This is a genomic window from Cyanobium sp. A1C-AMD (genome assembly GCF_024346495.1).
GTDB classification, from domain to species: domain Bacteria; phylum Cyanobacteriota; class Cyanobacteriia; order PCC-6307; family Cyanobiaceae; genus Cyanobium_A; species Cyanobium_A usitatum.
Window position 1 is genome coordinate 1 of sequence record NZ_JAGQDB010000020.1, and the last position, 24,090, is coordinate 24,090.

Consider the following 24,090-nt stretch of genomic DNA (forward strand, 5'->3'; position numbering starts at 1 on the left):
GATATAGCTTTGATGGTAATATCTACCCAGCGTTCATCGCTTATTTGTTCAACAATAACCCAGTACTGATGGCAGTTTTTCCTCCTGTATGTACCTGCATTGTTGGCCTTGGAAGTATTCCCTCCCAGCATGACAGTTGTTTTTCAATAGACATATCATCGTGCTCAATAAAAAGAGCCCGGCAAGCGGTAATACTTTCGTCGGAATCGCCGCCATCATTCACAACAACATAGATTCTGCCCTTCAATCTTATCCACCTTTCGAGGGTTACTGGTTCAAGTTGACCTACCTGCGCGCTTCGGAAATCTGATTTCTTGTTTGCTATAGTTCGGATTCGCGTTGTAGCTGGGTTTTTTCCAAGAATCTCAAGAAAGCGCAGCGTATCCTGCGGCATTACAAATGGGTTTGACATGTTAGACTACCTTTAATAAGTGTTTACCAGGCGCCAATGGCGTCTTTTTTTAGCCGATTAATGTTGCAATTTGCTGTTCTTCTTCTTGGCTCTGAAGAAGTTTTCGAATCGCGGCGCTTCGGCTTGTATTTGCCAAATAGGCCAACTTGCGGATTCGGTCGTACAGATCTTTGTCTGTACGGATCACAAATGTTTAATCATTCATAGCATTAATGCGGCGGCGTATTCGGAGAATCACCGAATACAAATGTAATCATAGCCGCCCCTAATCTTTGGTTCTTTTATTTTTAAGGCAAGGCCTTGGAAGCAGTTGCTCATCGGTTGCAGCTTGTGTGCCCCCTAAATCTGCCGCCCCAAAACATCATTCGTCAATCGACATTTTCCCTGTCGGCATTAAGTTGTCGACACTAAAAAGATGTCGACAACCCCTGAAAATGTCGTTTGACTTGATTCATTCGACATCACATGATGCGGACCAGTTCCTGATTGATCCAGTGGAAGCCGATTTACCTGCCCTTACACAGAAGGTGCAGCAACTCTCAGCAGAGGTGGCACTACTCAAAGCTCAGAAAGGCAGTGTTGCAGGCGTATCCAACCCATGGCTACCGCTCAAGTAAGCTGCAGGACGCCTGAACTTTCCATCTCCTCGCTCACTGAAGAGACGAATTGAGAACGGCCACTTCCCACCGGACTGCTACCGCGTCGATCCCACATCATCAGGGCCTGTGACGCGTTACATCGTCCATGTCGAGCGATACATCAAGCAACTGGGTTGAGCAGTTCTGCCTGCAGTTCCTCCATCCCAGAAGCATCAAACCACCTCTGGTATGTGGAGTTGTGCACCTGCAGGGAATGCCCCATTGACTTGGCTGCCATGGAAGCACCGATCTTTGGGGTGTAGATCGCACGGACGGCCCAGGCATGTCGCAGGTCATACGGCTGAAACGTGACTTCTGCTCGGCGGAAGACTCTGCTCATTACCGCACCAACAACCTTGTGACTACGGTCCCGATCAATGGCCGGCAATCTTTTTGTCGTCAGTTCCCAACGCTGAATCCACTCACCAGGCAGCGCCATACTTTTACGGGGTCCGGTCTTGCCATTGCTGATCTCCAGCAGCTTGCTGCTCAGAACATCGGCGTAGAGCAGAGCTTCATGGGGCCTGGCTCCGTACACCGCACAGATTCCGACAGGCCATTGCCACTCGCTCGGTAACAAATCGATAAAAGCCACCAGTTCTGCATCAGACGGCAGATTCCTCGGTGCGGTATCTATCGTCGGACTGTATCCCTTACCCAGGCTTCGGATCTCCTGTTGAAAGTCGGTTGAAAGCCCCAGCACCTTGGCGACAGTTGCGGCAGCTCGACTGCAACGCTGACGGGTCTTGGATCCCAATTCGGTGGCAGACACCAAGTGAACAAGGTCCTCTGGTTGGAGATCCGCAATCAGCAGCAGAGGACGTAAGGGTCTGTCGTAATCCACATCCCAGGTGGTGGGTGCGCTGACACTGCGTTTGCGCTGCTTAGTCCACCACAGCTCCGTCTGGCGGACAGCATCCACTCCGCTGATAACGGCCTTGCTACCTACAGGGATTCGCCTGCCTCCCCGTGATGGGCGCTCCCAGGGACTCCAGTCGAAGGGTTGCTGCGTACGAATTACCTTCTCAATGTCGGCACCCAGCTTCTCGGCCTGGTTGACGGCCTCTGACGCCTGCTCTGGGTACTGAAGCCCAGTACTGATCCGACGCTGTTTCCACTGGGTTCCGGTGGGCTCTGACGACTTGGGAGGCAAGGTGGCTCGCAACCGAACCATGCCCTCGTGGAGATCCAGGGAGACCCGATAGCCCCGATCACGCAGCGCTCGGTTCTGCCGGCCTAGCCAGGCGTCCTGCTCACGTTTGTCCTTACCAGCACTTGCCCCAGCCACCAGTAGTCAATTGCCTAATCCGTTGCCTAATCTTGGCAGTTTTTAGGCAATTCGGGGGTTGTTGCCTACCAGGTCATCCAACTGAGCCTTGGAGCCTCAATCGCCCAAATCAACTGCAGCCCAGTGTTTTTGAGCGATGGGGGCAGGGGGACTTGAACCCCCACAACGTTGCCGTCTGCGGATTTTAAGTCCGCTGCGTCTACCAATTCCGCCATGCCCCCTGCCTGGCCATCCTAAATTGGTGGCAACACGAAGGTTTGCCGTGCAGCTGCCCGGGTTTCTTCAATCCGTTTCGCCTGATCTGCTGCTGGTGCTGGTGGCCTATGCCCTGATCGCAGGCGCCTATCTAGTGGCCGTGCCCCTGCTGCTTTACGCCTGGATGATCAAGCGTTGGACCGTGATGGGCAAGCTCGAGCGCTTTGGGGTCTACGGGCTGGTGTTCCTGTTTTTCCCTGGGCTGATCTTGTTTGCTCCCTTTATCAACCTGCGCATGGCAGGTCAGGGCAACGTGCTCTCATGACCAACGGTCGGGCCCTGCTGCTGGCCCTAGGAGTATTTGGCTTGGGAGGCGGCGGTTATTGGATTTTTCAGGCCGGGGGCTTTGAGGGCTTTTCTGCTGGTATCGCCGCCTCTGCCCTGCTGATGGTGCTGGTACTCGCCTGGACGGGCAGCTACCTGTTTCGGGTGGTCACAGGCAAAATGACCTTCATCCAGCAGCGGCGCCAATACCGCGAGGCCTACGACGCCTTCACCACTGAGGCTCTGCAGCGCAAGTTTGACGCCCTCAGCCCCGAAGAACAGGAGCGGCTCCTGCGCGAAACGGGCCAGCTGCCAGAAGCTCCCCAGGGCGAGGCATAGGCTCACTGGCCGAAGCCCTTATCGCTGCTGTGTCTGCCCCACCCACCCAAATCCAGCAGCGTTTCATCTCCCTTCGCCAACAGGGACGTTGCGCCCTGATGCCGTTTTTGATGGCGGGCGATCCGGATCTGACCCACACCCGGGCCAGCCTGCTGTCCCTGCAGGCCAATGGCGCCGACCTGGTGGAGCTCGGCATTCCCTACAGCGATCCCTTGGCCGATGGACCGGTGATCCAGGCCGCCGCCAGCCGAGCCCTGAAGGCTCGCACCACTCCTGCCGGGGTGCTGGAGATGCTCAGCTCCCTCAAGGGTGAACTGACCATGCCCGTAGTGCTGTTCACCTACAGCAACCCCTTGCTCAACCGCGGCATGGAGGCCTTCTGTGCCGCCGCCGCCGCCGCCGGAGCCGCCGGCTTGGTGGTGCCAGACCTACCCCTTGAGGAGGCCGAGAAACTCTCAGTAATCGCAGCAGCTGCCGGCCTCGATCTAGTGCTGCTGGTGGCGCCCACCACGCCAGCCGAGCGCATGGGAAGAATCCATCAGGCCAGCCGCGGCTTCACATACCTGGTGAGCGTCACCGGCGTGACCGGGGTGCGCACAAACCTTGAGTCCCGGGTGGGCGATCTGGTGGGCCAACTCAAGACCCTGGGAGATACGCCAATCGCCGTGGGCTTTGGCATTTCCGGCCCCGAGCAAGCCCGTCAGGTGCGCGACTGGGGCGCCGATGGAGCAATTGTGGGCAGTGCCCTAGTGAAAGTGATGGCGGCCGCCCATGGCCAGCAGGGCGACGTTGCCGCCGCGGCCGGGCGCTTCTGCGCCGAGTTGCGGGCCGGGCTCGACGCTTAAGCCCCTCATGCTGTTTTCCCCCGCCTGCGAGCGCAACAAAGGGCCGATCCTGGCTGTGCTTAAAGAGTGGCTGCCCGCCCACGCCCAAGTACTGGAGATCGGCTCAGGCAGCGGCCAGCACGCAGCTTTCTTCTGCCAGCAGATCGCAGGCCTCAGCTGGCAGGCCAGTGAACGCCAAGAGAGCCTCACGGATCTGCAGGCCCAGCTGGAGGCCCTGAGCCCCACGCTGCCACCAGCCATCGCTCTCGATGTATCGATAGCCCAGCAATGGCCACGCCAGAGCTTCGATGCTGTTTTCAGCGCCAACACCTGCCACATCATGTCGGCGGCGGCCGTACCGCTTCTACTAGCCGGTGCCTCGCTGGTGTTGCGGCCTAGCGGGCTGCTGCTGCTCTACGGCCCCTTCCAGGAGGGCGGCATACACACTGCCGCCAGCAACGCCGCCTTCGACCAGCACCTGCGCAGCCTCGATCCAGCCATGGGGGTGCGTGATGCCATTGAGCTGGTGCAACAAGCCCAAAACCTCGGTCTCGACCTCCTAGCCGATCTGCCCCTGCCGGCCAACAACCGAATGCTGGTGCTGGAGCGTCGATGAACGAGGCAACCAACGAGGCAACCAAGCTATTCAGTGCGGTGGGCGCGGCCTGCGCCGCCAGCTGTAGCCAGTAGGCGGCGTAGGCCGCTGAACAGGCGATCGAGGGCCTCAGCCAGATCCGCAGCGTCGAGCAGGCCGTAGCTGAGCCGCAACACCGGCCCAGCGTCGCTTGAATCCAGTCCGAAGCTGCCGCCGCTCAGGGTCGCCACCCGGTGCTCGAGCACCAGCCGCCGCATCAGCATGTCCGCATCGAACGGCAACGGCACAGCAACTTGCAGCAGGGCGTAGAAGGCCCCATCGGGCTGGGCCAGCAAGCGCACCGGCAAGCCCTGGGCCTGCTGCTCTGCCACGGCAGCCAGCAGCTGCAGGCGCAGCTTCGCCAGGGCTGCGATCCTGGGCGCGCACCAGGCCGGCCCGGCAGCTAGGGCGGCCCGGGCGGCGTGCTGGGTGAGTCGGGGCGGACAAATCAGCACCGTGTCCTGCACCTTCAACAAGGGAGGCAGCAGCGCCTGCGGTACGGCCATGTAGCCCAACCGCCAGCCCGCTAGGCCATAGGCCTTAGACAGCGAATGCAGCGACACGGTGTGGGCGGCGCTGCCGGGCAGCGAACCGGCGCTCCAGTGGGGCACCTCGCCGTAAACGAACTGCTCGTAGGCCTCATCGCTGATGTGAAACAGGCCGTGCAACGCACAGAGCTGGTTGATCGCCGCCAACACCTGGGCCGGAATCACCACGCCGCTGGGGTTATTTGGCGACACGGTGACGATGGCCCGGGTGCGCGGCGTGATTGCCGCCGCCAGCCGCTCGGGATCGGGTATCAGGCCAGCCTGCACCGGTACGGGCACAGCACCGGCCAGCTGCACCGCCATCACGTGGTTGAAATAAAAGGGCACAGGCAAGATCACCTCGCTGGGTTCCCCGGGGGGACCCGCTGCGATCACTTGAGCTACCGCGTTGAAAGCCATGTTGCTGCCGGCTGTGACCAGCAGCTCAGCCCCTGTGAGATCGAGGTTGTTTTGGTTGGCGAGCTTGGCTGTGATCGCCGCCAACAGCTCTGAATCACCCCGGAGTGGGCCGTAACGGTGCAGGGCTGGCCCCCCGGCAGCCAGAGCATCGGCCACGGCAAGTGCTACCCCCGGTGGCGGATCCCAGCCCACCATTCCCTGGGCCAGCGACAGGGTGCCTGGGGTCTGGTGCACCAGGGCAGCCAGCTCAGGAATGATTGGGCTGAGCACCTTCGCCAACCTCTGGCTTGGGCCTGGTAGGGGGTAAGCGGTAGAGCTCACAGCCCTAAAACTCAAGGGTTGTATTTGGCAGTTGACTGCTTAACGCAGGCGGCCTTGGCCTGATCCAAGCTTTGACCTTTGCCGTAGCCGTCGGCAATGCAGCCACAGGTCTCGCTGATCATTCCAGCAGGGGGTGTTTTACCTGCCTTCTTGAAGTCATCCTGCATGGCGCTGGAGCACTTGCCGACGATGATTTGCTTCACCATGTTGGCTTGAGCAGGAGCCGCGAAAAAGACAGCAGCAGCAAGAAGGAGACAGGAGCGAAGCACGTGAATTTGGGATCTTGAGACACCCTTCTTAACACCCCTGATCGGCAGCCAGTAAGCCGGTAACCCCGTAATGTCAGGCCCCGATAACTCCCAACACCATGCGCTTCGTGCTCTGGGGCACCTACTGCGATAACGCCCTTGAAAAGCGCACCCCTTACCGGGACGAGCACCTGGCTGGACTGCAGGGCCTCAAGAACGCCGGCACCCTGATCACCCTGGGCCCCACCGAAGGCAGCACCCATGTGTTCGGGATCTACGAGGCGGGCAGCAAGGAGCAAGTTGAAGCCCTTGTCAAGGCAGATGTCTACTGGCGCAATGGCATCTGGACTGAGGTGCAGGTGTATCCCTGGATCCAGGCCTTCTGAAGCAACTTCATCCCTTGGGCCAATCCAGCTGGGCCTGCTGCCATACGTAGGCAGCCACCGCCTCTGCTCCCCCTTCCCCAAGCACGGCTGCATAGCCAGACATCTGACCCTGGCCCGCGGCGGCAATTACGGCGATCCGATCCGGAGCATCGATGCCATTGCGCTCCAAAGCCGCCAGGTGCAGGTTTTTACCGCGGCGAATGATGTTGCCGCCATTGACGTGGCAGCCAGCGCAATGGTTGGCAAACAGCTCTGCCCCATCCGCCGCAGGGGCAGCCCAAGCCGGCTCTGCGCTGATAACCAGCGCCGCCATCACCACGGCTAACAACGCCAATCTGGCCAACCCCAACCCCCGCAACAGCTTCTGAAGCACCGTGGGAATCCTGCTATCGATGATTCCAGTGTGCGCCTGCAGGCGCTAAACAGGGTCTTACGCCGCCACCTGGGTCCTGGCTAGCCCCTTGCCACCCGTCACCCTGCTGCACAGCGCCGACTGGCAGATCGGCAAGCCCTATGCCCGGGTCAGCGATCCAGACAAACGCGCACTGCTGCGCCAGGTGCGGCTCCAGGCAATCGGCCGTATCGCAACCCACGCCGCCGCCACAGCTGCTGACTTAGTAGTGGTAGCTGGGGATCTGTTCGACTCACCCACGCCTGGCGCAGCGGATGTAAGTGCCGTGTGTGCCGCCATCGGCACGATCCCTTGTGCCGTGCTGGTGATCCCCGGCAACCACGACCACGGTGCCCCAGGCAGCGTGTGGCATACGCCCTATTTCCAGGCTGAGCAGGGGCGCCGCGCCGCCAACCTGCAGGTGTTGCTGGAGGCCACACCCATCGAACTGGCAAGTGTGGTGGTGCTGCCCTGTCCACTACTGCGTCGCACTGATGCAAGCGATCCCTGCGGCTGGCTCAACGGCCTCAACTGGACTGAGCTGCCTAAAAACAAGCCCCGGTTGGTGCTCGCCCATGGCTCGGTTCACGGCTTTGGTGCCACCGACCTTGATGCCGCTGGCGAGCCAGACGACGACAACCCCGGCGATGCCAGCAACCGTTTGCGGCTTGAGGGGGCCTGGTTGGAGCATGTTGACTATGTGGCCTTAGGCGACTGGCACGGCCTCAAACGTGTATCGGAGAAGGTTTGGTACAGCGGCACCCCAGAAGCAGATCGCTTTCCCCGCAGCGCCGACTACCGCTGCGGCCAGGTGTTGCAGGTGCAGCTTGGGCGAGGCGTGCTGCCCCAGGTGAGCCCCTTGGCCACCGGAGCGCTTAGCTGGCATCCGATGCGCATCCAACTGCAGCAAGACAGCGACCTTGAGCGACTCGAAGCTCAGCTGGAACGCCTGCTTGGCGGGCGCATCGGCAGCGACCTGCTGCTGCTGGAGGTGGGCGGCAGCCTCAGCCTGGCTGGCCATCGCCGCTACGCGGAACTGTTGGAGCGCCTGGATGCCCAGCTGCTGCGACTGAAGCTGCGTGGTCGCTGTGAAGCGGCGCCCGGAGATGCCGAACTAGCCGAGCTAACCCAGCGCCCCGGCGATCCCCTGGTTGCCCGGGTTGCCCAAGAGCTGCATCGCTGCCTTAAGGCCCCTGGCGACGCCGACCCCACGGTGGTGCGTCTAGCCCTCAGCGAGCTGCACCAGACCGTGGCCCAGTTGCGGGGCTAAACATGCGCCTGCTCCACGCCACCCTGCGCCAGGTGCGCTTGCACCAGCAGCTCGAGCTTCAGTTTGATCCCCGCTTCACCCTGCTGGGCGGCCCCAATGAGGCGGGCAAGAGCACGGTGGTGGAAGCCCTGCACAAGGTGCTGTTCCTCAAGGCCACTGCCACGGGCCGGGCGGTAGACGAAATGCGCTCCCGCCTGCACAGCGGCCTGCCGGAGGTGGAGCTGGGCTTTGAGGCGGCCGGCGCCCGTTGGGAGCTACGCAAGCGCTTTTCCGGGGCAAGTGGCACCTGCCAGCTCAGCAGCGATGCGGGCCTGGCCCTGCGGGGGGCGGCGGCGGAGGAGCAGCTGGCCCGTCTACTGGGGGTGGATGGGCCAATCGAGGGCAGGCGCCACAGTCAGTTGCCGCTGCGCTGGGCCCACCTCTGGGTGCGCCAGGGGGAGGCCGGCACCAACCTGCTGGGCAGCCCCAGCGAGGCCTACGACGTTGAACAGCTGGTACAACAACTGCAGCAGCGGGGCGCAGCGGCCGCAGCCCTGGAATCCCCCCTCGACCGCCTGGTCAGCGAGCAGCTGCAGGCCCGGCTCGACCAGCAGTTCACGGCCACTGGCAAGGTGAAGGCTGGCTCCCCCCTGGCCGCGGCCCGCCAACGCTGCTCAGACGCCCTACTGAACCTGGAGCAAGCCCAAGCCCTCCAAGCTGAGCTGGAAGCGGCCATGGAGCAGCTGCGCCAAATAGGTCAAAGGCTGCAGTTGATCGAAGCCCAGGAGCGACCGCAGCTGCAGCGAGCTCTCCAGCTGGAGGCCCAGGTGCGGCTGCGGCGAGCCCAGGTCGAGCCCCTGCGCCAGCAACTGAGCAATCTTGAGCAGGCCCAGGGGCAGCTGCAAGCGGTGCAGCGGCAGCTGGGCGAACTAGGGGCGCAGCAGCAGGACTGGCAGCTGCAACGCGCCAGCCGGCAAGAACAATTCCGCAGTTTGGAAGCCAATTGCCAAAGCTCAGAGCAGGCCTGCCAGGAGCTGAAAAACCAGCAGCAGCAACAGGTCGAGCGTCTAGAGCTGGCCCAGCAACTGCTCGATCTAGCCAACCTCGAGCGGGAAGGTCAGCAGCTCCTAGAGCATCAACAACAATTCCAGCGGCTCCAGCTCCAGGCGGAACAGTGCAAGCAGAGCCTTGCCCAGCTGGCACCGATCGATGCCGCCGCTGTGAAGGCCCTGCGGCAGGCCGAACAGCAATGGGCCCAGGCCGAAGCCCGCAGCCAGGCCATGGCGACAGCGATCAGTTTGATTGAGGCGGATCAGCCCGTAAGCCTCGCCGGCCAGCCCCTATCCCCTGGAGAAACAGTTCAGCTAAACGGCAGCGCCGAGCTGGCGGTGGGCTGCGGGGTAAGGCTGCGAATCAGCCCTGGGGGAGGGGAGGCGACCGCCCAAGCTGCGGCTGCCCTGCAGCACAGCGGTACGGCCCTGCGCGAGCTGCAGACCGCAATTGGCGTGGCCAACAGCGAAGCGGCAGAAGTGATTGCCCAGCAGCGCCAGGCCCTGGAGCTCGAGCTGGCCAACCTGCGCCAAGCGGCCAGCGCCATCCCCTGGAGTCGCTTGGAAGAGCAGATCGCCGCCCTTGAGCCGAGGCGTCAGCGCCTGCTCAGCCGGCTGGCACACCATCAATTGCAGCGCCAGAGCCTGGCCGAAAGCGGCGAGTTGCCCCAGGGGCGCGCGGAGCTCGAGGCCTGGATCGAGGAGCTGCGGCGACAAGCCAATGAGCTCAGTCAAAAGCAGCAGCAGGCCGAAGCCGAGCGCACAAGCTGGCGCCAGCAGCTGGAGCAGCAGCACCGAAGCAGCCAGGAGCTGGAGCGAAACCTCGAGCAACTCACGGGCTCCCTGAGCACCTTGGCGGAACGCCAACTAGCCCTACAAGCCAGTCACGGTGATGCGCAGCAACTAACTGATGCGGTGAACAACAGCCGCCAGGCCCTGCTCATCCAAGAGGCGGAGTTGTCTGCCCTGGATAACGAACTGCTCGACAAGCTGCCAGCTGACGGCGCCATCGAGCAGCGCCTACGCCTGCTAGATAGCGAGAAAGACGCCCTGCTCACAAACCGCGGCCAAAACGAGCAACGCTGCCTCACTCTTAGCTCGGATGATCCAGCGGCATTAGTGGAACATCGCCAGGCCGCCTGGGAGTCGGCCCAGGCAGATCTGGAGGCGCTGGAGCTCCAAACCCAGGCATTGCAGATGTTGCAGAACCTGTTTCACCAGACCCGCCAGGATTTCTCCCAGCGCTACAGCGAACCGCTGGAGCAGGCCATTGGGCCCTACCTCCACTACCTGCAAAGCGGCAGGCACCAGGCAAGCCTGGACTTTGACCCCAAAAGTGGGTTTGGCAATTTCGAACTTCAGCAGGGCCAACACCGCTTTGGCTTCGAGCAGCTAAGTGGAGGCATGCGCGAACAATTAGCCGCCGCCCTGCGCTTGGCCATAGCGGAGGTGCTCCAACCCGCCTACGACGATTGCCTGCCGTTGATATTCGACGACGCCTTTGCCAACAGCGATCAACAGCGCCTGCAAGCACTGCAGCAGATGCTGCGCCGAGGGGCCAACCACGGCATGCAACTGATCCTGCTGTCCTGCAACCCGAATGACTATCAGGCGCTGGCTGCCGAGCTTGGCAGTGAAATCGCCCTAGCCGCCTGACCAGAGAGTCGTGGGCGGCAAGACAAAAAAAACCCCGGACCAGCCGGGGGAAACAATTAACAGATGCTTAAGCAGCGTCAAATGGGGACGCAGCTATCACTCTTCGTCTTCGTCGGTGGCACCGGCGGGAATCAGACGAATCTGCTTGCGGCCGAGCTTGATCTCGAACTCATCGCCGGGCTTGAGATCAAGCAGTGCCGTGTAGGCCTTGCCGATCAGCAGGTTGCCATTGCCTTGCACGGTAGCGATGTAGCTGAGTTTGCGGCCGCCCTTGCCAACCTTGCCAGCACCGCCAAGCTCAACGCCCTTGGCTTCAAGCAGGGCCTCATAGAAGGCAGTGAAATTAAGGCGCTCGCCGCCGTCCTTCTTATTGGAGACATAGCCGCAGGCACGGACGATCTCCGACTTACCCACATCGCCAAGCTCTTTGACCTTGGCAAGCAGTTCTGATCCTGTGAGCATCGATTTAGGGGATTGGTGGGTGAATTGGCGGGGCTTAAGAGGTTAGCCCCTAGGAATTACATTCAGAATTTACACCATTAACTGCAGCTGCCAAGCTTTGCCAGGCAATTCAATGCCTAAACATTCAGCCCATTTCGATGCTGGCTGGCAGCGGTGATAGAAAGCAGGCTGAACCCAGCAACGGGATGGAAAACCTGCGGGTGCTGCATCCCGTCGATCTCGATCAAGTAGCAGCGGTGTATCACGACGCCGTGATCAGCCAGGCCAAAGGCCTTTATAGCCAAGCTCAGATTGCGGCATGGGCCAACCATGCCCACACCAGCAATGCTGTTCGCGAAGCCCTGCATAGGGGCTATGGCCTGGCCAGCTGCGCAGCCAACAACCAAAAAATTATTGAAGCTTTTGGGGTGCTGGATCCGCCGCAACGGCTATCGCTTCTCTATTGCCGCGGCAGAGCCTCCCGGCAGGGAAGGGGCCGACTAATCCTGCAGTCCCTTGAAAGCCACGCCTGGCAACAGGGGTGCCGCCAGTTGCACACCGAAGCGAGCCAGCTTTCCAAGCCGCTTTTACTCCAGCTCGGCTGGCAGATCGAGGCCGAAGAGAAGGTGATATTTGCTGGGGAATCCTTCCAGCGATGGCGGATGATCAAAGACCTGAGCCAGCAAAAAGAACGGGGCCGCGATGGCTGAAGCCCAATTGCAGCAATTTCTCGAGAAGGTACGCCAGCTGAATGCCTTCGTGGCCCTCAGCGAGGCCGAGCCATCCCTGCGCCAGGCCCTGCGGGACTGCAGCAATCACCACGCGGTTGTGGAACTAGCCCGCAGCAGGGGCTTCGAGATCGGCCGGCGCTGGGGTGAAACCGATCCCCCCCGGCAAGCCGAAGCCAATCTCTTAGCTAGTCCCTGCCCGGCTACGGGGCAGGAAATCAGCGTTGTTTTAGTGGATCAAAAAAATTGGCGACTTGAGCGGATTCACTCCTGCCTTGCAGCCAGTCCTGAGGGTTTTTGGTACGACCAAGAGGAACACGAGTGGGTAACCCTGCTCCAAGGCAGCGCCCTGCTTGAGCTAGACGGTGAGACGGTGCCTGTAGAGCTCTGCCGAGGAGACAGCCTGCTGATTCCAGCCCACCAACGGCACAGGCTCCTCGCTACGGATCCTGCTCCGGGGACCGTATGGCTGGCCCTGTTCTGGCGGGAGGCTGGCGAATGTTGACGCTGCGAACCAGCCAGAACGCCGCCGCTAAGGCGACCACTGCAATACCTAGCCCGCCGAGAAGCTCGGGCTTGTTTTCAGCCCCGGGGGGCAGCACGATCACCTTTCGAGCTACCGCGGTCATGGCTGTGAGCAACACCAGCTCGATCTGCACCACATGACGGCGCAGATAGGAGGTCACGTTTTGGAGCACCTCCACCGCAATTAGGAGGGTGAGCAGATCGCCCAAAACCGCATTTATCTTGCTGCCAAGCCAGGGCGTATCGGGCTGGAGCACCGACGCGGTTACACCGATCGTTAACTGCACGGTGCCAGCCACCAACACCACCAGCAACACGAAGCCAAGCAGCTTGGCCAGGGATTGCTCGCTGCGATCGATCAGCTCGAGATAGGTGGCGTCTTGCCAGAGCCGGCGCAGTTTTCTGATCACGGTCTCCAGTTAATTCTTGAACTGCTCATAGATAGGTCGGGCTTGGGTGTCGCTGGGGGAGCTTTCCAGCTGGGTGTCACAAGTGATGGATCCATCCGCTGCTGTGACGCAATTTTTGGGCTTGACCTTGGTGGATGGCCCCACGGAACTGCCCGGGCCCAGAAGAAAACTTTCAGACTGGGCCAAGGCTGGAACCATGGCGAGCAAGGTGCTGGCGGCAAGGGTTGCCAAACAAACGCCTGGGAGCTGCATCGAAGCAATAGCTGTTATTTCGCCACTCTGAACGGCCATGCTCAGGTTTGCTGGTCTTGGCGAATTTCCTGCAACAGCAGATCTAGCTGCCCCAGCGAAGCCTCCAACCCCATCCGACCCTCTCCCTCGCTCTGGCCCGCTCCATCTTCGTTTTGCCAGAGCTCCTCAACGCCACACAGCTGCTGGGCGAGGCCAGGCAAGCCGTCGCGGTTGTGAGTGCGTTGCAGCACCTCAAGCAGGACGGGCATCCGAATCGAAGCAGCTTGCAGAGCGCGCCTGAGATCCGCCTGGGTGCGTCCGGTGTGGCGCAGCCAGTCTTTGAGAAAGCTCTGCAGATCATCGAGCTCTGCACCTGTGAGGCTGGCCATCGCTATCAGCGGTTCAGGGGAAACCATTGATCCAGTCTGCGCTGGGCCCGCAACTGCACCGCCGGGGTGCGATGGCGACTGCACAAACCAAGCAACGCCGTAACGGCCACAAGATCGTCGCTGAAGCCCGCCGCAGGAATGAAATCTGGAATCAGATCTAGGGGCACCAGCAGGTAGGTGAGCGCGGCCAGCACGGTGAGTTTGGCTGGTGCAGGGGTCTGGGGGTCAAGCAACAGCTCCAGACACTCCAGGGCAGGCCTGGCCAGGGTGCGGCCAGCTCGGCGCAACAACTTGAGCAACACCACCTCATTCACCTCGGTGCTCTCCAACACCTGGGCATCAACGACGGGAGCATCCGTTGCGGAAGCATCCCCTGAGGTCGGATCTACGAACTCGGTCACGGCAGCACTGCAGCCAACCTGCTTATTCAAGGAGCAAACGACAGCTACTCGGCTTCAACCAAACCGCTATCGATGCCGGTTTTCCGCAATTTGCGCAGGGCCCGCTGCAGCACCTGGCGGCAATACTCCCGGCTGCAATCGAGCTGGCGGGCCACTTCAGCCAGGGTCCGCCATTCGTGGCTGCTATCGAGACCGAAGCGCTGCATCACCACCGTGAGTTCCTTGGGGGTGAGGTTGGCGCATTCGAGCATGGTCCACACCGCGGCCGTGCGCTCGGCAAGCTCAACGCGCTCCATCGGCGGCAGCTCCGGGCTGGGCAACACATCAACCAGCTCAAAGGGATCAGACTTCGATTTCACCACCCCCTGCAGGCTCACGGTGATGCTGCGTAGTTCGCAGCCCAGCAAATCATCCACTGCCGCCTGGGGCAGATGCATCATCTGGGCCAACTGGGCTGGCCTAGGTGCAACTCCGTTGGCCTGGAGATAGCGAGCTTTGGCAGCACGCAATTTTGTGAGTTTTTCATTCACATTGACGGGAATGCGAATGGTGCGGCTCTGGGTGGATAGGGCGCGGGTTAGACCCTGTCGAATCCACCAATAGGCGTAAGTACTAAAGCGATGCCCGCGGCTGGGATCGTATTTCTCCACGGCGCGAGTGAGACCAAGGGTGCCCTCCTGGATTAGGTCCAGCAGCTCTAGGCCCTTGTTCTGGTAGCGCTTGGCCAGGTTGACCACCAGCCGCAGGTTGGCCGTGATCATTTGGTTTTTGGCCAGCTCACCGGCTTTGAGGGTGCAGCGCTCCAGATCATTGAAGTCGCAAGCAGGTCCCGAGCCACCGGCATCACGGCAGCGCTCCTGCAAAAGGGCCATGGCCTGCACCTTGCGACCCAAGGTGAGCTCCTGCTCGGGTGTCAACAACTGATGACGGCCAATTTCACCTAAAAAGACGCTCAAGGAGCTCGCCATGGATCACCTAAGCAATGAATTGAACCTAAGGGCAATCAGCAAGCAGAAACGGACTAACAGAAAAGCTTCCGACTTTCAAAATTCCCCTCAATTCCCGTGCTTGTTCAACTTTCACAATGGCTGCTGATTTCAGCTCCCTGTTGGGCAGGGCAGCAGGCAAGCTGACCGGCCGGTTACGGTTGCCAAGATTTGCCTACTACACATGCCTGGCTTGGCTGCCATCCCCCCTGAAGTGCTCTCCCGCGCTGGGGTGGCCTACGTGCACTACGTGAGCTTCATGCTCTGTTTTGGCGCCTTGGTGCTTGAGCGGCGCTTGATCAAGCCAAATCCAAACAAGGCCGATGCCACCTTGATGGTGATCACCGATGTGGTGTATGGCCTGGCAGCCCTTGCCCTGCTGGTGAGCGGGATTCTGCGGGTTCTGTACTTCGGCCAGGGAAGCGAGTTTTATACGGAGAACCCCCTGTTCTGGTGGAAGGTTGGGCTCTATCTAGGGGTGGGAGGGCTGTCGCTGTACCCCACCATCACCTACATCCTCTGGGCTATCCCGCTGCGCAAGGGCGAGCTGCCCCAAGTAAGCGAAGCTCTCGCCACCCGTCTGGGCTGGATTCTCAATATCGAGTTGGTGGGCTTTGCCCTTGTGCCCCTACTAGCCACCTTGATGGCCCGCGGCGTCGGCCTGCCTGCCTGATGCTGCGGCGATTAAGCCGGCGATTAAGCCGGCGATTAAATCGAGCGAGTTTGCCGGCTTGCGGCCTAGTGCTTGTTCTGGCGCTTTTTCCAGCCAGGGCATTGACAGCCGAAGCAGCTGGGGGTGATTACCGCCAGCGGCTGGTTCCCACACCCCACGGCTGGCCCAAACGTCAGCATTGGTGCGTGTGGATCGAGCCCTCCGCAGCCGACGGGCCTGCCACCCGCTGGGATCAGCTTTGGCTGCAAGCCGTGGAAGCGGCGCTGGCAAGCTGGGCTGAATTGGTCACGATTCACCGCAGCGAAAGCAGGGAATCGGCCCAAGTACAAATATTGAGGCGCCGGCCACCTCTGCAGCGGGGCCGGGCCAGCCATGGCCGAGCCGAGCTAGCTCTGGCGACGAACAAGCCAGGCGACCCCGCCAAAATCGAGCCGCGGGTACTGGTGAGCATCAGCCCTGGGCAGCGACCGGACGCCATCCAGGCGACGGCCCTGCACGAACTTGGCCACGCCTTCGGGATGTGGGGACACAGTGATCACCCCCAAGACGCTATGGCGGGCGTGCCCGGGCCAACCCCCGTGCTGCAACTCACAGCCCGGGATCGGGCCACTTTTATGTGGCTGCAACAGCAGCCCGGTCTTCCAGGCAGCGACGCAACTGCAGCCGGGGACCGGATCGGCTGCCATTAATTGCGCAATGTTGCGCATTGTCAAGTTGTCTGATAATTCAACGAATCTTTTAAAGAGCGCTTGAAAAAACTTATACGTTGCTCGCCTTGAGGATTTTTCACCCCTGTGCCCTTGCCCGTTCTGGCCACCAAGCCACTCACCAACAGCGCTCGTGTCAGCAGCTTTCTGGCCGCCGGTGAGGAAAGCCCCCGCCAGATCGACACCACTTGCCTGGTGCGGGATCCGGCAGCCACCGATGCTGTGATTGAGCAGGCCTACCGTCAGATCTACTTTCACGCCTTCAAAGTGGACCGTGATGCGGTGCTGGAATCCCAGCTGCGCTCCGGTCAGATCAGCACCCGCGACTTCATCCGCCAACTCCTGCTCTCGGAGAAGTTTCAGAGGGATTTTTATCGCTGCAATAGCAATTACAGGGTGGTGGAACAGGTGGTGGGTCGGGTATTTGGCCGACCGGTGCATGGCCAAGCTGAACAGATCGCCTGGTCGATCGTGATCGCCGAGCAGGGGCTGCCCAAGTTTGTTGACGCGCTGCTGAATTCCGACGAATACCGCGACAACTTCGGCGACAACCTGGTGCCTTTTCAGCGCTCGCGGGTACTTCCCGGCCAGGACGTCGGCACCATGCCCTTCAACCAGCAAGCCCCCCGATACGACTCCTACTGGCGTGAGGCGATGGCCAGGCGCGCACCCGCTGAAGGATTAAACCCCTGGACAGACGGCGGCGGCTGGGCCCGCCCGGCCTGGCTGGAAGGCCAGCCCACACCAAGGGTCCAAGCTATCTGGCAATACACCGTGGCAACTGGAGGCTTCGTGCTCACCGGCCTGGTGATCTGGATTGCTGCGGCCATGCTCAGCACAGGCTGAGGCCTCCCTCAGCCCCGCCGAGGAGCGCCGCGGCGGGCAGCCAGCACCTGCTGCACCTGGCGCCAGCTGACGCCGTGGTGAGCAAGCGCCACCTGCAAGTGGAAAACGATGTCGGCCGCTTCAGCGGCGATCTCCTCGCCGTTGTCGTCCTTGCAAGCCATCACAAACTCAGCGCTCTCCTCCCCGATCTTCTTGAGGATGCGGTTGTCGCCCCCCTCAAACAGTTTATTGGTGTAGCTGCCGGGCTCGGGCAGGTCGCGGCGCCCTTCGATCACCCGCATCAGTTCGGTGCAGACATCTGCCGGCGGCTGAGCGGCCGATGGCCCCCCGGCCGTGGGCTCAGGACCGTTGTCGTAGAAGCAGCTGCGGGCGCCGGTGTGGCAGGCCACATCGCCGCTCTGCTCAATGCTGAGTAGCAGCACGTCGGCGTCACAGTCGTAGCGCAGGCCCTTGAGCTGCTGGATATGGCCGCTGGTGGCCCCCTTATGCCATAGCTCCTGGCGCGAGCGGCTCCAGTAGTGCACCTCGCCGCTGGCGAGGGTGCGCTCGATCGCCTCCTGGTTCATCCAGGCCACCATCAACACGGCACCATCGAGCCAGTCCTGGGCGACCGCGGGAATCAAACCAGCTTCGTTGAAGCGCAAGGCCCCAATGAATTGAGGGTCTGGGGGCTGAAATACTGCTGACAAGGCCCTTGCGCTGCTGCTGTCCCGATCCTCACCCATGCCCACTCCGGCCTACAGCTGCAGTAAAACCTTCAGCGGTTATCCCTGTTGCCATCGCCAATGGCGCCACCAGGGCCACTGCCGCTTCGTGCATGGTTACAGCCGCAGTTTTAGCTTCTGGTTTCGGGCCAATGAACTCGACGACTGTGGCTTTGTGGTGGATTTTTCCAGCCTGAAAGAGCTCGAAGCACGGCTTGCAGATCAATTCGACCACACCTTTCTGGCCAATGCCGATGACCCCCTCCTCTCCACCTGGCGCCAGCTGCACGACCAGGGCGCCCTCGACCTGCGCGTGATGGCCAATGTGGGCATGGAGGCCAGCGCGGAGCTGGTGTGGGGCTGGGCCAACGAACTGCTGCACGGCCGCGACAGCGGCCGCAGCTGCTGCTGGAAGGTGGAGGCGAGGGAAAACGAGAAAAATGCCGCCTGTTTTGAAGCCCTGCCCGGGTGGTTCAAACCCTGACATCAAGCCAGCAATGACTGGGCCAGGGGCTCGGGGCTCCTATCTTGCGCCTCAATGAACCGCCACCGCCCGATGGGCCGCTTGCTCCTCCTACTAACTGCTGCCCTGTTGCTGCCCACTACTGCCCTGGCTGAGCCCACTCGAAGTAGTGGTGGAGTTCAGGCGCTTTACCCCACTAAAGCCGCGGCCGAAAAAGCAGCCAAGCATTTCCACTGCACCGGAGCGCACCAGATGGGCGATCAATGGATGCCCTGCACCAAACACACCGATGGCTCTGGCAGCCATACGCCGGCCCACTGATGGCCAAGTGCGGCGACAAACCCAAACTGCTGGCCATCGGCATCGCCCCCCAGGGCATCATCTCGATCGGCATCGTGCCAATGGGGGTCGTGAGCATTGGGGTAGTGCCGATGGGCTTGCTGAGCCTCGGTGCCGTGGGCATGGGGGTGATCAATATCTGCGTGGTGGGGATGGGCATCGTTGTGGCTGGCGTCAACGTGATGGGCATCTGGAACGCCGGAGCTAGCTCTCCCCACCAGCACCACCAAGCGGCCACCAGAACCCATTCCCCAAACCTCTACGCCTACCCAAGCAAGCAGGAAGCCCTGATCAAAGCCAAACAGATGGGCTGCAACGGCGTTCATGCGATGGGTTCGCTGTGGATGCCCTGCGCCCCCCATCCCGAGCTCGAGCCACCCCCAGCTGCGCAAAGCCGAAGACCCTGAATCAGCATCCATGATGTCCATCCCTGCGGGTTGCTCTTGGCACAGCTGGCCACCGCCTGGGCGATTTTTCAGGGTCTGCTGCTCGAAGCCCTGCCGTTTCTGCTGATTGGCGTCGGTATCGCCAGCCTGGCCCGCTGGCTGGCCCCTGGAGGTGCCTGGCTACGGCAGTTGCCCGCCCACCCCCTGCTGGGGCCCCTCACCGGTGCCGCCCTTGGCTTTGCCCTACCCGCTTGTGAATGCGGCAACGTGCCGGTGGCACGGCGGCTGCTGGCCGGTGGTGCCCCGGTTGGCACGGCCCTGGGCTTTTTGTTTGCCGCGCCGGTGCTGAATCCAATCGTGCTGGCCAGCACCTGGGCCGCCTTCCCCAACCAGCCCTGGCTACTGGCGGCCCGCCCCGGAGCAGCCCTGCTGCTGTCGGTGCTGCTGGCCATAGTGCTGCGCCTGCTGCCCGAGGCCGAATTACTAGATCCGGTGCTGCTCGAAGAACGACGGCTGAGTCAGCCCTTGGCCCAGGTGGGGCTGCTGGAGCGTCGCAGCGGGCTTGTGGGTGCCATCGACGCCAAGGCGCAGCCCGTCCAGGTGGCGCGGCCGCCCTTGCAGGAGGTGCTCCAGCACGGCAGCCGCGAATTTCTCGATCTGGCCGCCCTGCTGGTGCTGGGTTGTGCCATCGCCGCCACGGTGCAAACCTTGCTGCCGCGCAACTGGCTGCTGGCGGTGGGGGGAGCACCAACCATCTCTGTGCTGAGCCTGATGCTGCTGGCGGTGGTGGTTTCGGTTTGCTCCAGCGTTGATGCCTTCCTCGCCCTGGGCTTCGCTGCCCAGGTCACCCCGGGAGCGCTGCTGGCCTTTCTGGTGCTGGGCCCGGTGGTCGACCTGAAGCTGCTGGGACTGTTCCGGGTGCTGTTTAAGCCCAAGGCCATCGCCCTCACCAGTGCCGCCGCAGCGGTGGCCGTGCTGGTGCTGGGGCAATGGGTCAATTTGCTGCTGCTGTGATGCGCGCCTTCGCCCTGGGGCTCTGGGGAGCCGTGCTGCTGCAAAGCAGCCTCAGCGGCAGGCTGGATCTCTTGCTCAGCGGCGTTTTCCACCCACTGGTGGCGCTGAGCGGTGTGGCATTGCTGCTGCTGGCGGGCCTGCTGCTGGCTGAACTGGCGCTAAGGGGCCGGGAAAGTCCAGCCCCATCGCGACGCCAAGCCATCCCCAAAACCTGGTGGCTGAGCGCCGCAGTGGCTTTGCTGGTATTAGCGATTCCCCCCAACCCCTCCTTCAGCACCCTGGCCGCCAACCGGCCCGCCGAGCTGGGCGATGAGACTGAGCTGAGCTTCGTGCTGCCGCCAGCCCAGCGCAGCCTCACCGATTGGGTGCGCTTGCTACGCAGCCAACCCGACCCCAGCCTCTACGCGGGTGATCCCGTGCGGATCAGCGGCTTTGTCTTGCCCCAGCCAGGTGAGCCCCCCCAGCTGGCCAGGCTGCTGGTGCGCTGTTGCCTCGCCGATGCCACCCCGGTGGGCCTGCCGGTGCGCTGGCCGGCGGGCCGGATGCCCCGGGCGGATCAATGGCTGGCGGTGGAGGGCACCATGGCTATTGAAGAACGCAACGGCCAGAGCCGCAGCGTGGTGGTAGCGCAGCGAATCACGCCGATTGCCCGGCCCAAGCGCCCCCTGGAACCATGACGGCAACGGGGCAACGGATCACGTTGGTGCTGGCGGCAGGACTCGCCCTGGCCTTGCTGCAGCAACAACTACTGCTACGACGCCCACCACGACTGCTGGAGCTGGAATCCAGCAGCGCCAGCTCCGGTCCAGCAGCCCTGGACCTGCGCTTCAGCCGACCGATGCGCAGATCCAGCCTGGTGGGCTCCAGCAGCCTGCAACCCCAGCTGGCCTGGATGTGGCTGGGGGAAAGCAACCCCCTGCGCCTGCTACTGCTTCCAGGCCAAACCATCCCCGGACCATTGCGGTTGCTGCTGGCAGGGGTCGACCGCCGCAACCTGCCCCTGGGCCGCCAGCAGTGGCACTGGGACCCCCGGCCGCGCTTGCTGGCGGTGGTGCCCGTGGCCGGCGGCGAACAGCTGCAGCTGCAACGGCGCGATGGCAGCTGGCAGGCGCTGACCCCGGTGTGGCCGCAGCTGGCCCAAGTGCAGCCCCTCGGCAACGGTGCCGGTGTGGCCGTGCTCAGTGGTGATGGCATGGGCAGCCACCGTCTCTGGCTGCTGCCGCTGCAGCAACACAACCTGGTGCGCGAACCGCGGCGCCTCTCGGAACCGGTGGCGGGTGGGCTTCAACCCCTAGACGACGCAGCCCTGCTGTTTGCCCACCTGAGCAGCAACCGACGCGGCGACCTGCTGGTGCAATCGTCCACCACCGCCCTGGATCCGGGGAGCACCAGTGTGCGTACCGCCCAGGGGCGCCAATGGCCCCTGCCCCACTCTGCTTCTGGCCCCATGCAGCTGCTCCCCGAGGGAGGCGGGGTGGTGGTGCCTGAGCTTGAAGGCCTCACCCTGCACAACCTGCCGGGCCAGCCCCGCCGGCGCCAGCTGCTGCCTGGCAGTAGGGAGCTCAGCAGTTTCTGCCCCGTGAGCGGCCGCGCCCTGCTGGTGCGGCACTGGCCCGACTACCGGCGCTCCCTTGAGCTGGTGGAGCCGGGCCAACCGCCGCGGCAGCTTTGGATCGGCAGCGAAGCCGTCCTGGCCAGCGCCTGCGACCGGGGTGGGGATCGGGTCTGGCTGGTAGTGAGCAACTGGGCGCAGGGATCCCAGCCCCTGATGCTGGCCCTCGATCGCCGCGGCCAACTGCTCAAGCAACGCTCCTTGAAGGGCTGGGAGGTGGAGCCGGGAGCGCCGATGTTGTTTGATCCCACCCGCCAGCAGCTGCTGCTCACCCTGCGCTCTGGCAGCCACGCCAAGCCGGTGCTGGTAGATGGCAGCAGCCTCAGCCTGCAACCCCTGGCCAAGCAGGTGCGCCTGGCCCTGTGGCTACCCGCTGGCTGATAGACGCCGGTGCTGCAGGGAGGCCAGGGGCAGCAGGCCCATGCACAGCACACCGATCAAGGGACCGGGCGGCAGGTTCACAGCTGGCTGGATCGCCAACAGAAAGCCGCCACCGCTGATCCCCATACCCACCAGGGCTGAGCGCCAGAGGGCTTGGCGCAGGCTGGCGGCTCCAGCCAAAGCCACTAGGGCCGGAGCACCCATCAAGGCAATCACCAGAACCACCCCCACGGCGGTCATGGCGCTCACCACCGTGAAGGCAGTCACCAGGGTGAGCAGCAGCCGCAGCCGCTGCACCGGCAAACCAGCACTGGCGGCGCCGAGGGGATCCACCCCCAGATACACGTAGTGGTGATAGCGCCAGGCGAGCAGCAGCAGCACTGCCACCAGGGCCAGCAGGCTGCGCAGCAGGTCGGCAGGAGCGGCGGCCAGCAGATCGCCAAACAGCACCGCCTCCAGATCGACCCGGATGTGCAGCAGGGGAATCAACAGCACCCCTAAACCGAGAAAGCCAGCCAGCACGGTGTTGAGCACCGCCTCATCGCCCCCTTCCCCAGAACGATCACCACGGCTGAGCCGCTCCGCCAACAGGGCACCGGCTAGGCCGCTGATCACCCCACCGAGGCCCGGATCAAGCCGCAGGGCCAGCGCCAGGGCCAAACCCGGCAACACCGCGTGCGACACGAGATTTGCCAGGAACAGGCGCCGCTGCACCAGCAGCAAGGTGCCGGCCAATGGGCAGAGGCCGCCGATCACCAGCGCCAGCACCAGGGGCAGCAGCCACCAAAGAGTCTCCATAGGATCAGCGCACTACGCCCCAGCCACTCTGGCCATGCCCACCCAGGTTGCCGCGTCAAGCGACCGCCAGCAGCTGCTGCTTACGGCGTTGCGCCAAGCCGACCGGGAACTCTCCGGCCAGGACCTGCACGCCCTGCTGCGCCAAGGCTCCCAGCCCATGGGGCTGGCAACGGTATACCGCCACCTGCGCCAGCTGCAGCAGCGGGGCTGGATCCGCTGCCGCCACCTGCCCAGCGGCGAGGCTCTGTTCGCCCCCACAGAGCGCGACGAACACCACCTCACCTGTGTCGACTGCGGCGCCACGGTGGTTCTTAATAACTGCCCCATGCACGACGTGCACCTAGACGGCGGCCAGAGCGCAGGCTTCCAGCTGCTATTTCACACCCTGGAATTTTTCGGGCTCTGCGGAAGCTGTCAACAGCGCCAGGCCAGCTAGCGCCAGCCCATCAACCGCAGCAGTGGTTGCCTACCCGCAGGTCGCCGAGGGCCTGGCGCACTTGCTGGGGGCTGCCGTCGGCGAGCAGGGAGCGATCGAGCACCAGCACCCTGTCGTAGGCGTCGAGGTCGCGGCCCCAGTCGTGGCTGCTCACCAGCAGGGTGAGACCGGCATCGCGCAGCTGGCCCATCACCTTGAGCAGCTGGGTGCGTGAAGGGGGGTCGATGGCAGCGCAGGGCTCATCCAGCAACAGCAGCCTGGCTGGCTGCACCAGGGTGCGGGCCAGCAGGGCTCGCTGCTGCTGGCCACCGGACAACTGATCCAGGCGCCGGCCCGCCAACCCTGCCAGGCCCACCCGCTGCAGGGCGGCTTCCACATCGCAGCAGCCAGGACGCTTGGCGGCCATCCGCCCCAGGGCCACCAACTCCCGCACAGTGATCGGAAAGTGCCAGGCGATCTCCCCCCGCTGGGGCATCAAGGCCAACTGCTGCCGCGCCAGGGCCAAGGTGAGGGGCACCCCATCGAGCCGGATCGAACCGCTCTCGATTGGCAGCTGACCCTCAATGGCCTGCAGGAGGGTGCTTTTGCCAGCGCCGTTGGGGCCCACCAGGGCGGTGAGCGTGCCGGGCTCGAGCTCAAAAGCCACACCGTCGAGAGCCAGCTCGCCGCCGCGGCGCACCCGCAGCTCACTCACCTCAAGCGACACGCAACACCATCAG

32 protein-coding genes and 1 tRNA gene are annotated in these 24,090 nt (G+C 62.8%); 19 read left to right on the plus strand and 14 right to left on the minus strand.

The window, feature by feature from the left end:
• Positions 1-461: 461 nt before the first annotated feature.
• The 3 genes from KBY74_RS13840 to KBY74_RS05090 form a co-directional block, all read right to left on the minus strand.
• On the minus strand, positions 462-599 hold the full coding sequence (locus KBY74_RS13840; RefSeq protein ID WP_396123092.1) for a ribbon-helix-helix protein, CopG family: 138 nt from the start codon (positions 597-599) through the stop codon (positions 462-464).
• Between the two features lie 572 nt (positions 600-1,171).
• Complete coding sequence (locus KBY74_RS05085) at positions 1,172-2,203, minus strand: integrase (RefSeq protein ID WP_254941771.1); 1,032 nt, start codon at positions 2,201-2,203, stop codon at positions 1,172-1,174.
• Between the two features lie 272 nt (positions 2,204-2,475).
• A tRNA-Leu gene (locus KBY74_RS05090) sits at positions 2,476-2,559 on the minus strand.
• Between the two features lie 41 nt (positions 2,560-2,600).
• Here KBY74_RS05090 and KBY74_RS05095 point away from each other — a divergent pair.
• From KBY74_RS05095 to KBY74_RS05110, 4 genes are read left to right on the plus strand one after another with little or no spacing between them, the layout of a single operon-like run.
• A complete protein-coding gene (locus KBY74_RS05095) occupies positions 2,601-2,858 on the plus strand; it encodes an NAD(P)H-quinone oxidoreductase subunit L (protein WP_254941772.1) in 258 nt (85 codons plus the stop codon).
• Entirely contained in the window at positions 2,855-3,196 is a 342-nt protein-coding gene (locus tag KBY74_RS05100) for a DUF3007 family protein (RefSeq protein WP_254941773.1), read from the plus strand. Before KBY74_RS05095 ends, KBY74_RS05100 begins: the two co-directional genes overlap by 4 nt.
• Before the next feature lie 29 nt (positions 3,197-3,225).
• The gene (gene trpA, locus KBY74_RS05105) at positions 3,226-4,041 is read left to right on the plus strand and encodes a tryptophan synthase subunit alpha (protein ID WP_254941774.1); all 816 of its coding nucleotides are present in this window, start codon (positions 3,226-3,228) and stop codon (positions 4,039-4,041) included.
• A 7-nt stretch (positions 4,042-4,048) separates the two neighbouring features.
• Positions 4,049-4,636 (plus strand): DUF938 domain-containing protein, encoded by a 588-nt coding sequence (locus KBY74_RS05110; RefSeq protein WP_254941775.1) that lies wholly within the window; start codon positions 4,049-4,051, stop codon positions 4,634-4,636.
• A gap of 26 nt (positions 4,637-4,662) precedes the next feature.
• Here the strand turns inward: KBY74_RS05110 and KBY74_RS05115 are convergent, their stop codons facing one another.
• On the minus strand, positions 4,663-5,871 hold the full coding sequence (locus KBY74_RS05115; RefSeq protein ID WP_254941800.1) for an aminotransferase class I/II-fold pyridoxal phosphate-dependent enzyme: 1,209 nt from the start codon (positions 5,869-5,871) through the stop codon (positions 4,663-4,665).
• A gap of 62 nt (positions 5,872-5,933) precedes the next feature.
• Complete coding sequence (locus tag KBY74_RS05120; protein ID WP_254941776.1) at positions 5,934-6,128, minus strand: hypothetical protein; 195 nt, start codon at positions 6,126-6,128, stop codon at positions 5,934-5,936.
• A gap of 161 nt (positions 6,129-6,289) precedes the next feature.
• Between KBY74_RS05120 and KBY74_RS05125 the strand changes: the two genes are divergently transcribed.
• Positions 6,290-6,556, plus strand: coding sequence for a YciI family protein (locus tag KBY74_RS05125; RefSeq protein WP_254941777.1), 267 nt, complete (start codon positions 6,290-6,292; stop codon positions 6,554-6,556).
• Positions 6,557-6,563: 7 nt separating this feature from the next.
• Here KBY74_RS05125 and KBY74_RS05130 read toward each other — a convergent pair whose 3' ends face one another.
• The gene (locus tag KBY74_RS05130; RefSeq protein WP_254941801.1) at positions 6,564-6,869 is read right to left on the minus strand and encodes a c-type cytochrome; all 306 of its coding nucleotides are present in this window, start codon (positions 6,867-6,869) and stop codon (positions 6,564-6,566) included.
• 148 nt (positions 6,870-7,017) lie between these two features.
• Here KBY74_RS05130 and KBY74_RS05135 point away from each other — a divergent pair, with 148 nt between their 5' ends.
• Together KBY74_RS05135 and KBY74_RS05140 are read left to right on the plus strand one after the other, a co-directional pair.
• Positions 7,018-8,217: a metallophosphoesterase gene (locus KBY74_RS05135; protein WP_254941778.1), complete on the plus strand. Its 1,200-nt coding sequence runs from the start codon at positions 7,018-7,020 to the stop codon at positions 8,215-8,217.
• Positions 8,218-8,219: 2 nt separating this feature from the next.
• Positions 8,220-10,901, plus strand: a complete 2,682-nt coding sequence (locus KBY74_RS05140) for an AAA family ATPase (protein ID WP_254941779.1) — start codon at positions 8,220-8,222, stop codon at positions 10,899-10,901.
• Between the two features lie 96 nt (positions 10,902-10,997).
• Here KBY74_RS05140 and KBY74_RS05145 read toward each other — a convergent pair whose 3' ends face one another.
• Positions 10,998-11,363, minus strand: coding sequence for an AbrB family transcriptional regulator (locus tag KBY74_RS05145; protein ID WP_106502848.1), 366 nt, complete (start codon positions 11,361-11,363; stop codon positions 10,998-11,000).
• 137 nt (positions 11,364-11,500) lie between these two features.
• On the opposite strand from KBY74_RS05145, the gene KBY74_RS05150 reads away from it, so the two are divergent.
• Positions 11,501-12,052 carry a GNAT family N-acetyltransferase gene (locus tag KBY74_RS05150; RefSeq protein ID WP_254941780.1) on the plus strand — a complete coding sequence of 184 codons (552 nt, stop codon included), beginning with the start codon at positions 11,501-11,503 and terminating at the stop codon, positions 12,050-12,052.
• On the plus strand, positions 12,045-12,575 hold the full coding sequence (locus tag KBY74_RS05155; protein ID WP_254941781.1) for a Nif11 domain/cupin domain-containing protein: 531 nt from the start codon (positions 12,045-12,047) through the stop codon (positions 12,573-12,575). The genes KBY74_RS05150 and KBY74_RS05155 overlap by 8 nt, the downstream gene beginning before the upstream one ends.
• Here the strand turns inward: KBY74_RS05155 and KBY74_RS05160 are convergent.
• The 4 genes from KBY74_RS05160 to KBY74_RS05175 form a co-directional block, all read right to left on the minus strand.
• Positions 12,511-13,002, minus strand: coding sequence for a phosphate-starvation-inducible PsiE family protein (locus KBY74_RS05160; RefSeq protein WP_254941802.1), 492 nt, complete (start codon positions 13,000-13,002; stop codon positions 12,511-12,513). The two genes, KBY74_RS05155 and KBY74_RS05160, sit on opposite strands and share 65 nt — an antisense overlap.
• Positions 13,003-13,298: 296 nt before the next feature.
• Entirely contained in the window at positions 13,299-13,625 is a 327-nt protein-coding gene (locus KBY74_RS05165; protein WP_254941782.1) for a hypothetical protein, read from the minus strand.
• 5 nt (positions 13,626-13,630) lie between these two features.
• On the minus strand, positions 13,631-14,026 hold the full coding sequence (locus KBY74_RS05170) for a DUF1232 domain-containing protein (RefSeq protein ID WP_254941783.1): 396 nt from the start codon (positions 14,024-14,026) through the stop codon (positions 13,631-13,633).
• A 44-nt stretch (positions 14,027-14,070) separates the two neighbouring features.
• Positions 14,071-14,994 carry a sigma-70 family RNA polymerase sigma factor gene (locus KBY74_RS05175; protein ID WP_254941784.1) on the minus strand — a complete coding sequence of 308 codons (924 nt, stop codon included), beginning with the start codon at positions 14,992-14,994 and terminating at the stop codon, positions 14,071-14,073.
• 211 nt (positions 14,995-15,205) lie between these two features.
• On the opposite strand from KBY74_RS05175, the gene KBY74_RS05180 reads away from it, so the two are divergent.
• The 3 genes from KBY74_RS05180 (at position 15,206) to KBY74_RS05190 (ending at position 17,238) form a co-directional block, all read left to right on the plus strand.
• Positions 15,206-15,685 (plus strand): DUF2214 family protein, encoded by a 480-nt coding sequence (locus tag KBY74_RS05180; protein ID WP_396093408.1) that lies wholly within the window; start codon positions 15,206-15,208, stop codon positions 15,683-15,685.
• 101 nt (positions 15,686-15,786) lie between these two features.
• On the plus strand, positions 15,787-16,374 hold the full coding sequence (locus KBY74_RS05185) for a peptidase (RefSeq protein ID WP_254941785.1): 588 nt from the start codon (positions 15,787-15,789) through the stop codon (positions 16,372-16,374).
• Positions 16,375-16,479: 105 nt separating this feature from the next.
• Positions 16,480-17,238: a phycobilisome rod-core linker polypeptide gene (locus tag KBY74_RS05190; RefSeq protein ID WP_254941786.1), complete on the plus strand. Its 759-nt coding sequence runs from the start codon at positions 16,480-16,482 to the stop codon at positions 17,236-17,238.
• Positions 17,239-17,246: 8 nt separating this feature from the next.
• Here KBY74_RS05190 and hisIE read toward each other — a convergent pair whose 3' ends face one another.
• The gene (gene hisIE, locus KBY74_RS05195; protein WP_254941787.1) at positions 17,247-17,963 is read right to left on the minus strand and encodes a bifunctional phosphoribosyl-AMP cyclohydrolase/phosphoribosyl-ATP diphosphatase HisIE; all 717 of its coding nucleotides are present in this window, start codon (positions 17,961-17,963) and stop codon (positions 17,247-17,249) included.
• On the opposite strand from hisIE, the gene KBY74_RS05200 reads away from it, so the two are divergent.
• The 6 genes from KBY74_RS05200 (at position 17,962) to KBY74_RS05225 (ending at position 22,137) form a co-directional block, all read left to right on the plus strand.
• Complete coding sequence (locus KBY74_RS05200) at positions 17,962-18,426, plus strand: 6-carboxytetrahydropterin synthase (RefSeq protein ID WP_254930006.1); 465 nt, start codon at positions 17,962-17,964, stop codon at positions 18,424-18,426. The two genes, hisIE and KBY74_RS05200, sit on opposite strands and share 2 nt — an antisense overlap.
• Positions 18,427-18,498: 72 nt before the next feature.
• Complete coding sequence (locus KBY74_RS05205) at positions 18,499-18,726, plus strand: DUF3721 domain-containing protein (RefSeq protein WP_254941788.1); 228 nt, start codon at positions 18,499-18,501, stop codon at positions 18,724-18,726.
• Entirely contained in the window at positions 18,726-19,151 is a 426-nt protein-coding gene (locus KBY74_RS05210) for a hypothetical protein (protein WP_254941789.1), read from the plus strand. The genes KBY74_RS05205 and KBY74_RS05210 overlap by 1 nt, the downstream gene beginning before the upstream one ends.
• 36 nt (positions 19,152-19,187) lie before the next feature.
• Positions 19,188-20,144 (plus strand): permease, encoded by a 957-nt coding sequence (locus KBY74_RS05215; RefSeq protein ID WP_254941790.1) that lies wholly within the window; start codon positions 19,188-19,190, stop codon positions 20,142-20,144.
• On the plus strand, positions 20,120-20,821 hold the full coding sequence (locus KBY74_RS05220) for a TIGR03943 family putative permease subunit (RefSeq protein WP_254941791.1): 702 nt from the start codon (positions 20,120-20,122) through the stop codon (positions 20,819-20,821). The genes KBY74_RS05215 and KBY74_RS05220 overlap by 25 nt, the downstream gene beginning before the upstream one ends.
• Positions 20,818-22,137 (plus strand): hypothetical protein, encoded by a 1,320-nt coding sequence (locus tag KBY74_RS05225; RefSeq protein WP_254941792.1) that lies wholly within the window; start codon positions 20,818-20,820, stop codon positions 22,135-22,137. The genes KBY74_RS05220 and KBY74_RS05225 overlap by 4 nt, the downstream gene beginning before the upstream one ends.
• On the opposite strand, the gene KBY74_RS05230 is transcribed toward KBY74_RS05225, so the two are convergent.
• Positions 22,123-22,935: a metal ABC transporter permease gene (locus KBY74_RS05230; protein ID WP_254941793.1), complete on the minus strand. Its 813-nt coding sequence runs from the start codon at positions 22,933-22,935 to the stop codon at positions 22,123-22,125. The genes KBY74_RS05225 and KBY74_RS05230 overlap by 15 nt on opposite strands.
• 34 nt (positions 22,936-22,969) lie before the next feature.
• Between KBY74_RS05230 and KBY74_RS05235 the strand changes: the two genes are divergently transcribed.
• Positions 22,970-23,371 (plus strand): transcriptional repressor, encoded by a 402-nt coding sequence (locus tag KBY74_RS05235; RefSeq protein WP_254930000.1) that lies wholly within the window; start codon positions 22,970-22,972, stop codon positions 23,369-23,371.
• A gap of 10 nt (positions 23,372-23,381) precedes the next feature.
• Here the strand turns inward: KBY74_RS05235 and KBY74_RS05240 are convergent, their stop codons facing one another.
• On the minus strand, positions 23,382-24,077 hold the full coding sequence (locus KBY74_RS05240) for a metal ABC transporter ATP-binding protein (RefSeq protein ID WP_254929999.1): 696 nt from the start codon (positions 24,075-24,077) through the stop codon (positions 23,382-23,384).
• Between the last annotated feature and the right edge of the window lie 13 nt (positions 24,078-24,090).

Excerpts from the sequence above, each read along its gene's own strand:
- KBY74_RS05100 (WP_254941773.1), top strand. The coding sequence starts at position 2,855 with ATGACCAACGGTCGGGCCCTGCTGCTGGCCCTAGGAGTATTTGGCTTG.
- KBY74_RS05120 (WP_254941776.1), bottom strand. The coding sequence starts at position 6,128 with ATGGTGAAGCAAATCATCGTCGGCAAGTGCTCCAGCGCCATGCAGGAT.
- KBY74_RS05235 (WP_254930000.1), top strand. The coding sequence starts at position 22,970 with ATGCCCACCCAGGTTGCCGCGTCAAGCGACCGCCAGCAGCTGCTGCTT.
- KBY74_RS05175 (WP_254941784.1), bottom strand. The coding sequence starts at position 14,994 with ATGGCGAGCTCCTTGAGCGTCTTTTTAGGTGAAATTGGCCGTCATCAG.
- KBY74_RS05225 (WP_254941792.1), top strand. The coding sequence starts at position 20,818 with ATGACGGCAACGGGGCAACGGATCACGTTGGTGCTGGCGGCAGGACTC.
- KBY74_RS05130 (WP_254941801.1), bottom strand. The coding sequence starts at position 6,869 with ATGGCGGCGCTGGTTATCAGCGCAGAGCCGGCTTGGGCTGCCCCTGCG.
- hisIE (WP_254941787.1), bottom strand. The coding sequence starts at position 17,963 with ATGGGTGAGGATCGGGACAGCAGCAGCGCAAGGGCCTTGTCAGCAGTA.
- KBY74_RS05150 (WP_254941780.1), top strand. The coding sequence starts at position 11,501 with ATGCTGGCTGGCAGCGGTGATAGAAAGCAGGCTGAACCCAGCAACGGG.
- KBY74_RS05155 (WP_254941781.1), top strand. The coding sequence starts at position 12,045 with ATGGCTGAAGCCCAATTGCAGCAATTTCTCGAGAAGGTACGCCAGCTG.
- KBY74_RS05110 (WP_254941775.1), top strand. The coding sequence starts at position 4,049 with ATGCTGTTTTCCCCCGCCTGCGAGCGCAACAAAGGGCCGATCCTGGCT.
- KBY74_RS05125 (WP_254941777.1), top strand. The coding sequence starts at position 6,290 with ATGCGCTTCGTGCTCTGGGGCACCTACTGCGATAACGCCCTTGAAAAG.
- KBY74_RS05210 (WP_254941789.1), top strand. The coding sequence starts at position 18,726 with ATGGCCAAGTGCGGCGACAAACCCAAACTGCTGGCCATCGGCATCGCC.
- KBY74_RS05140 (WP_254941779.1), top strand. The coding sequence starts at position 8,220 with ATGCGCCTGCTCCACGCCACCCTGCGCCAGGTGCGCTTGCACCAGCAG.
- KBY74_RS05220 (WP_254941791.1), top strand. The coding sequence starts at position 20,120 with ATGGGTCAATTTGCTGCTGCTGTGATGCGCGCCTTCGCCCTGGGGCTC.
- KBY74_RS05205 (WP_254941788.1), top strand. The coding sequence starts at position 18,499 with ATGGGCCGCTTGCTCCTCCTACTAACTGCTGCCCTGTTGCTGCCCACT.
- KBY74_RS05230 (WP_254941793.1), bottom strand. The coding sequence starts at position 22,935 with ATGGAGACTCTTTGGTGGCTGCTGCCCCTGGTGCTGGCGCTGGTGATC.
- KBY74_RS05200 (WP_254930006.1), top strand. The coding sequence starts at position 17,962 with ATGCCCACTCCGGCCTACAGCTGCAGTAAAACCTTCAGCGGTTATCCC.
- KBY74_RS05145 (WP_106502848.1), bottom strand. The coding sequence starts at position 11,363 with ATGCTCACAGGATCAGAACTGCTTGCCAAGGTCAAAGAGCTTGGCGAT.
- KBY74_RS05165 (WP_254941782.1), bottom strand. The coding sequence starts at position 13,625 with ATGGCCAGCCTCACAGGTGCAGAGCTCGATGATCTGCAGAGCTTTCTC.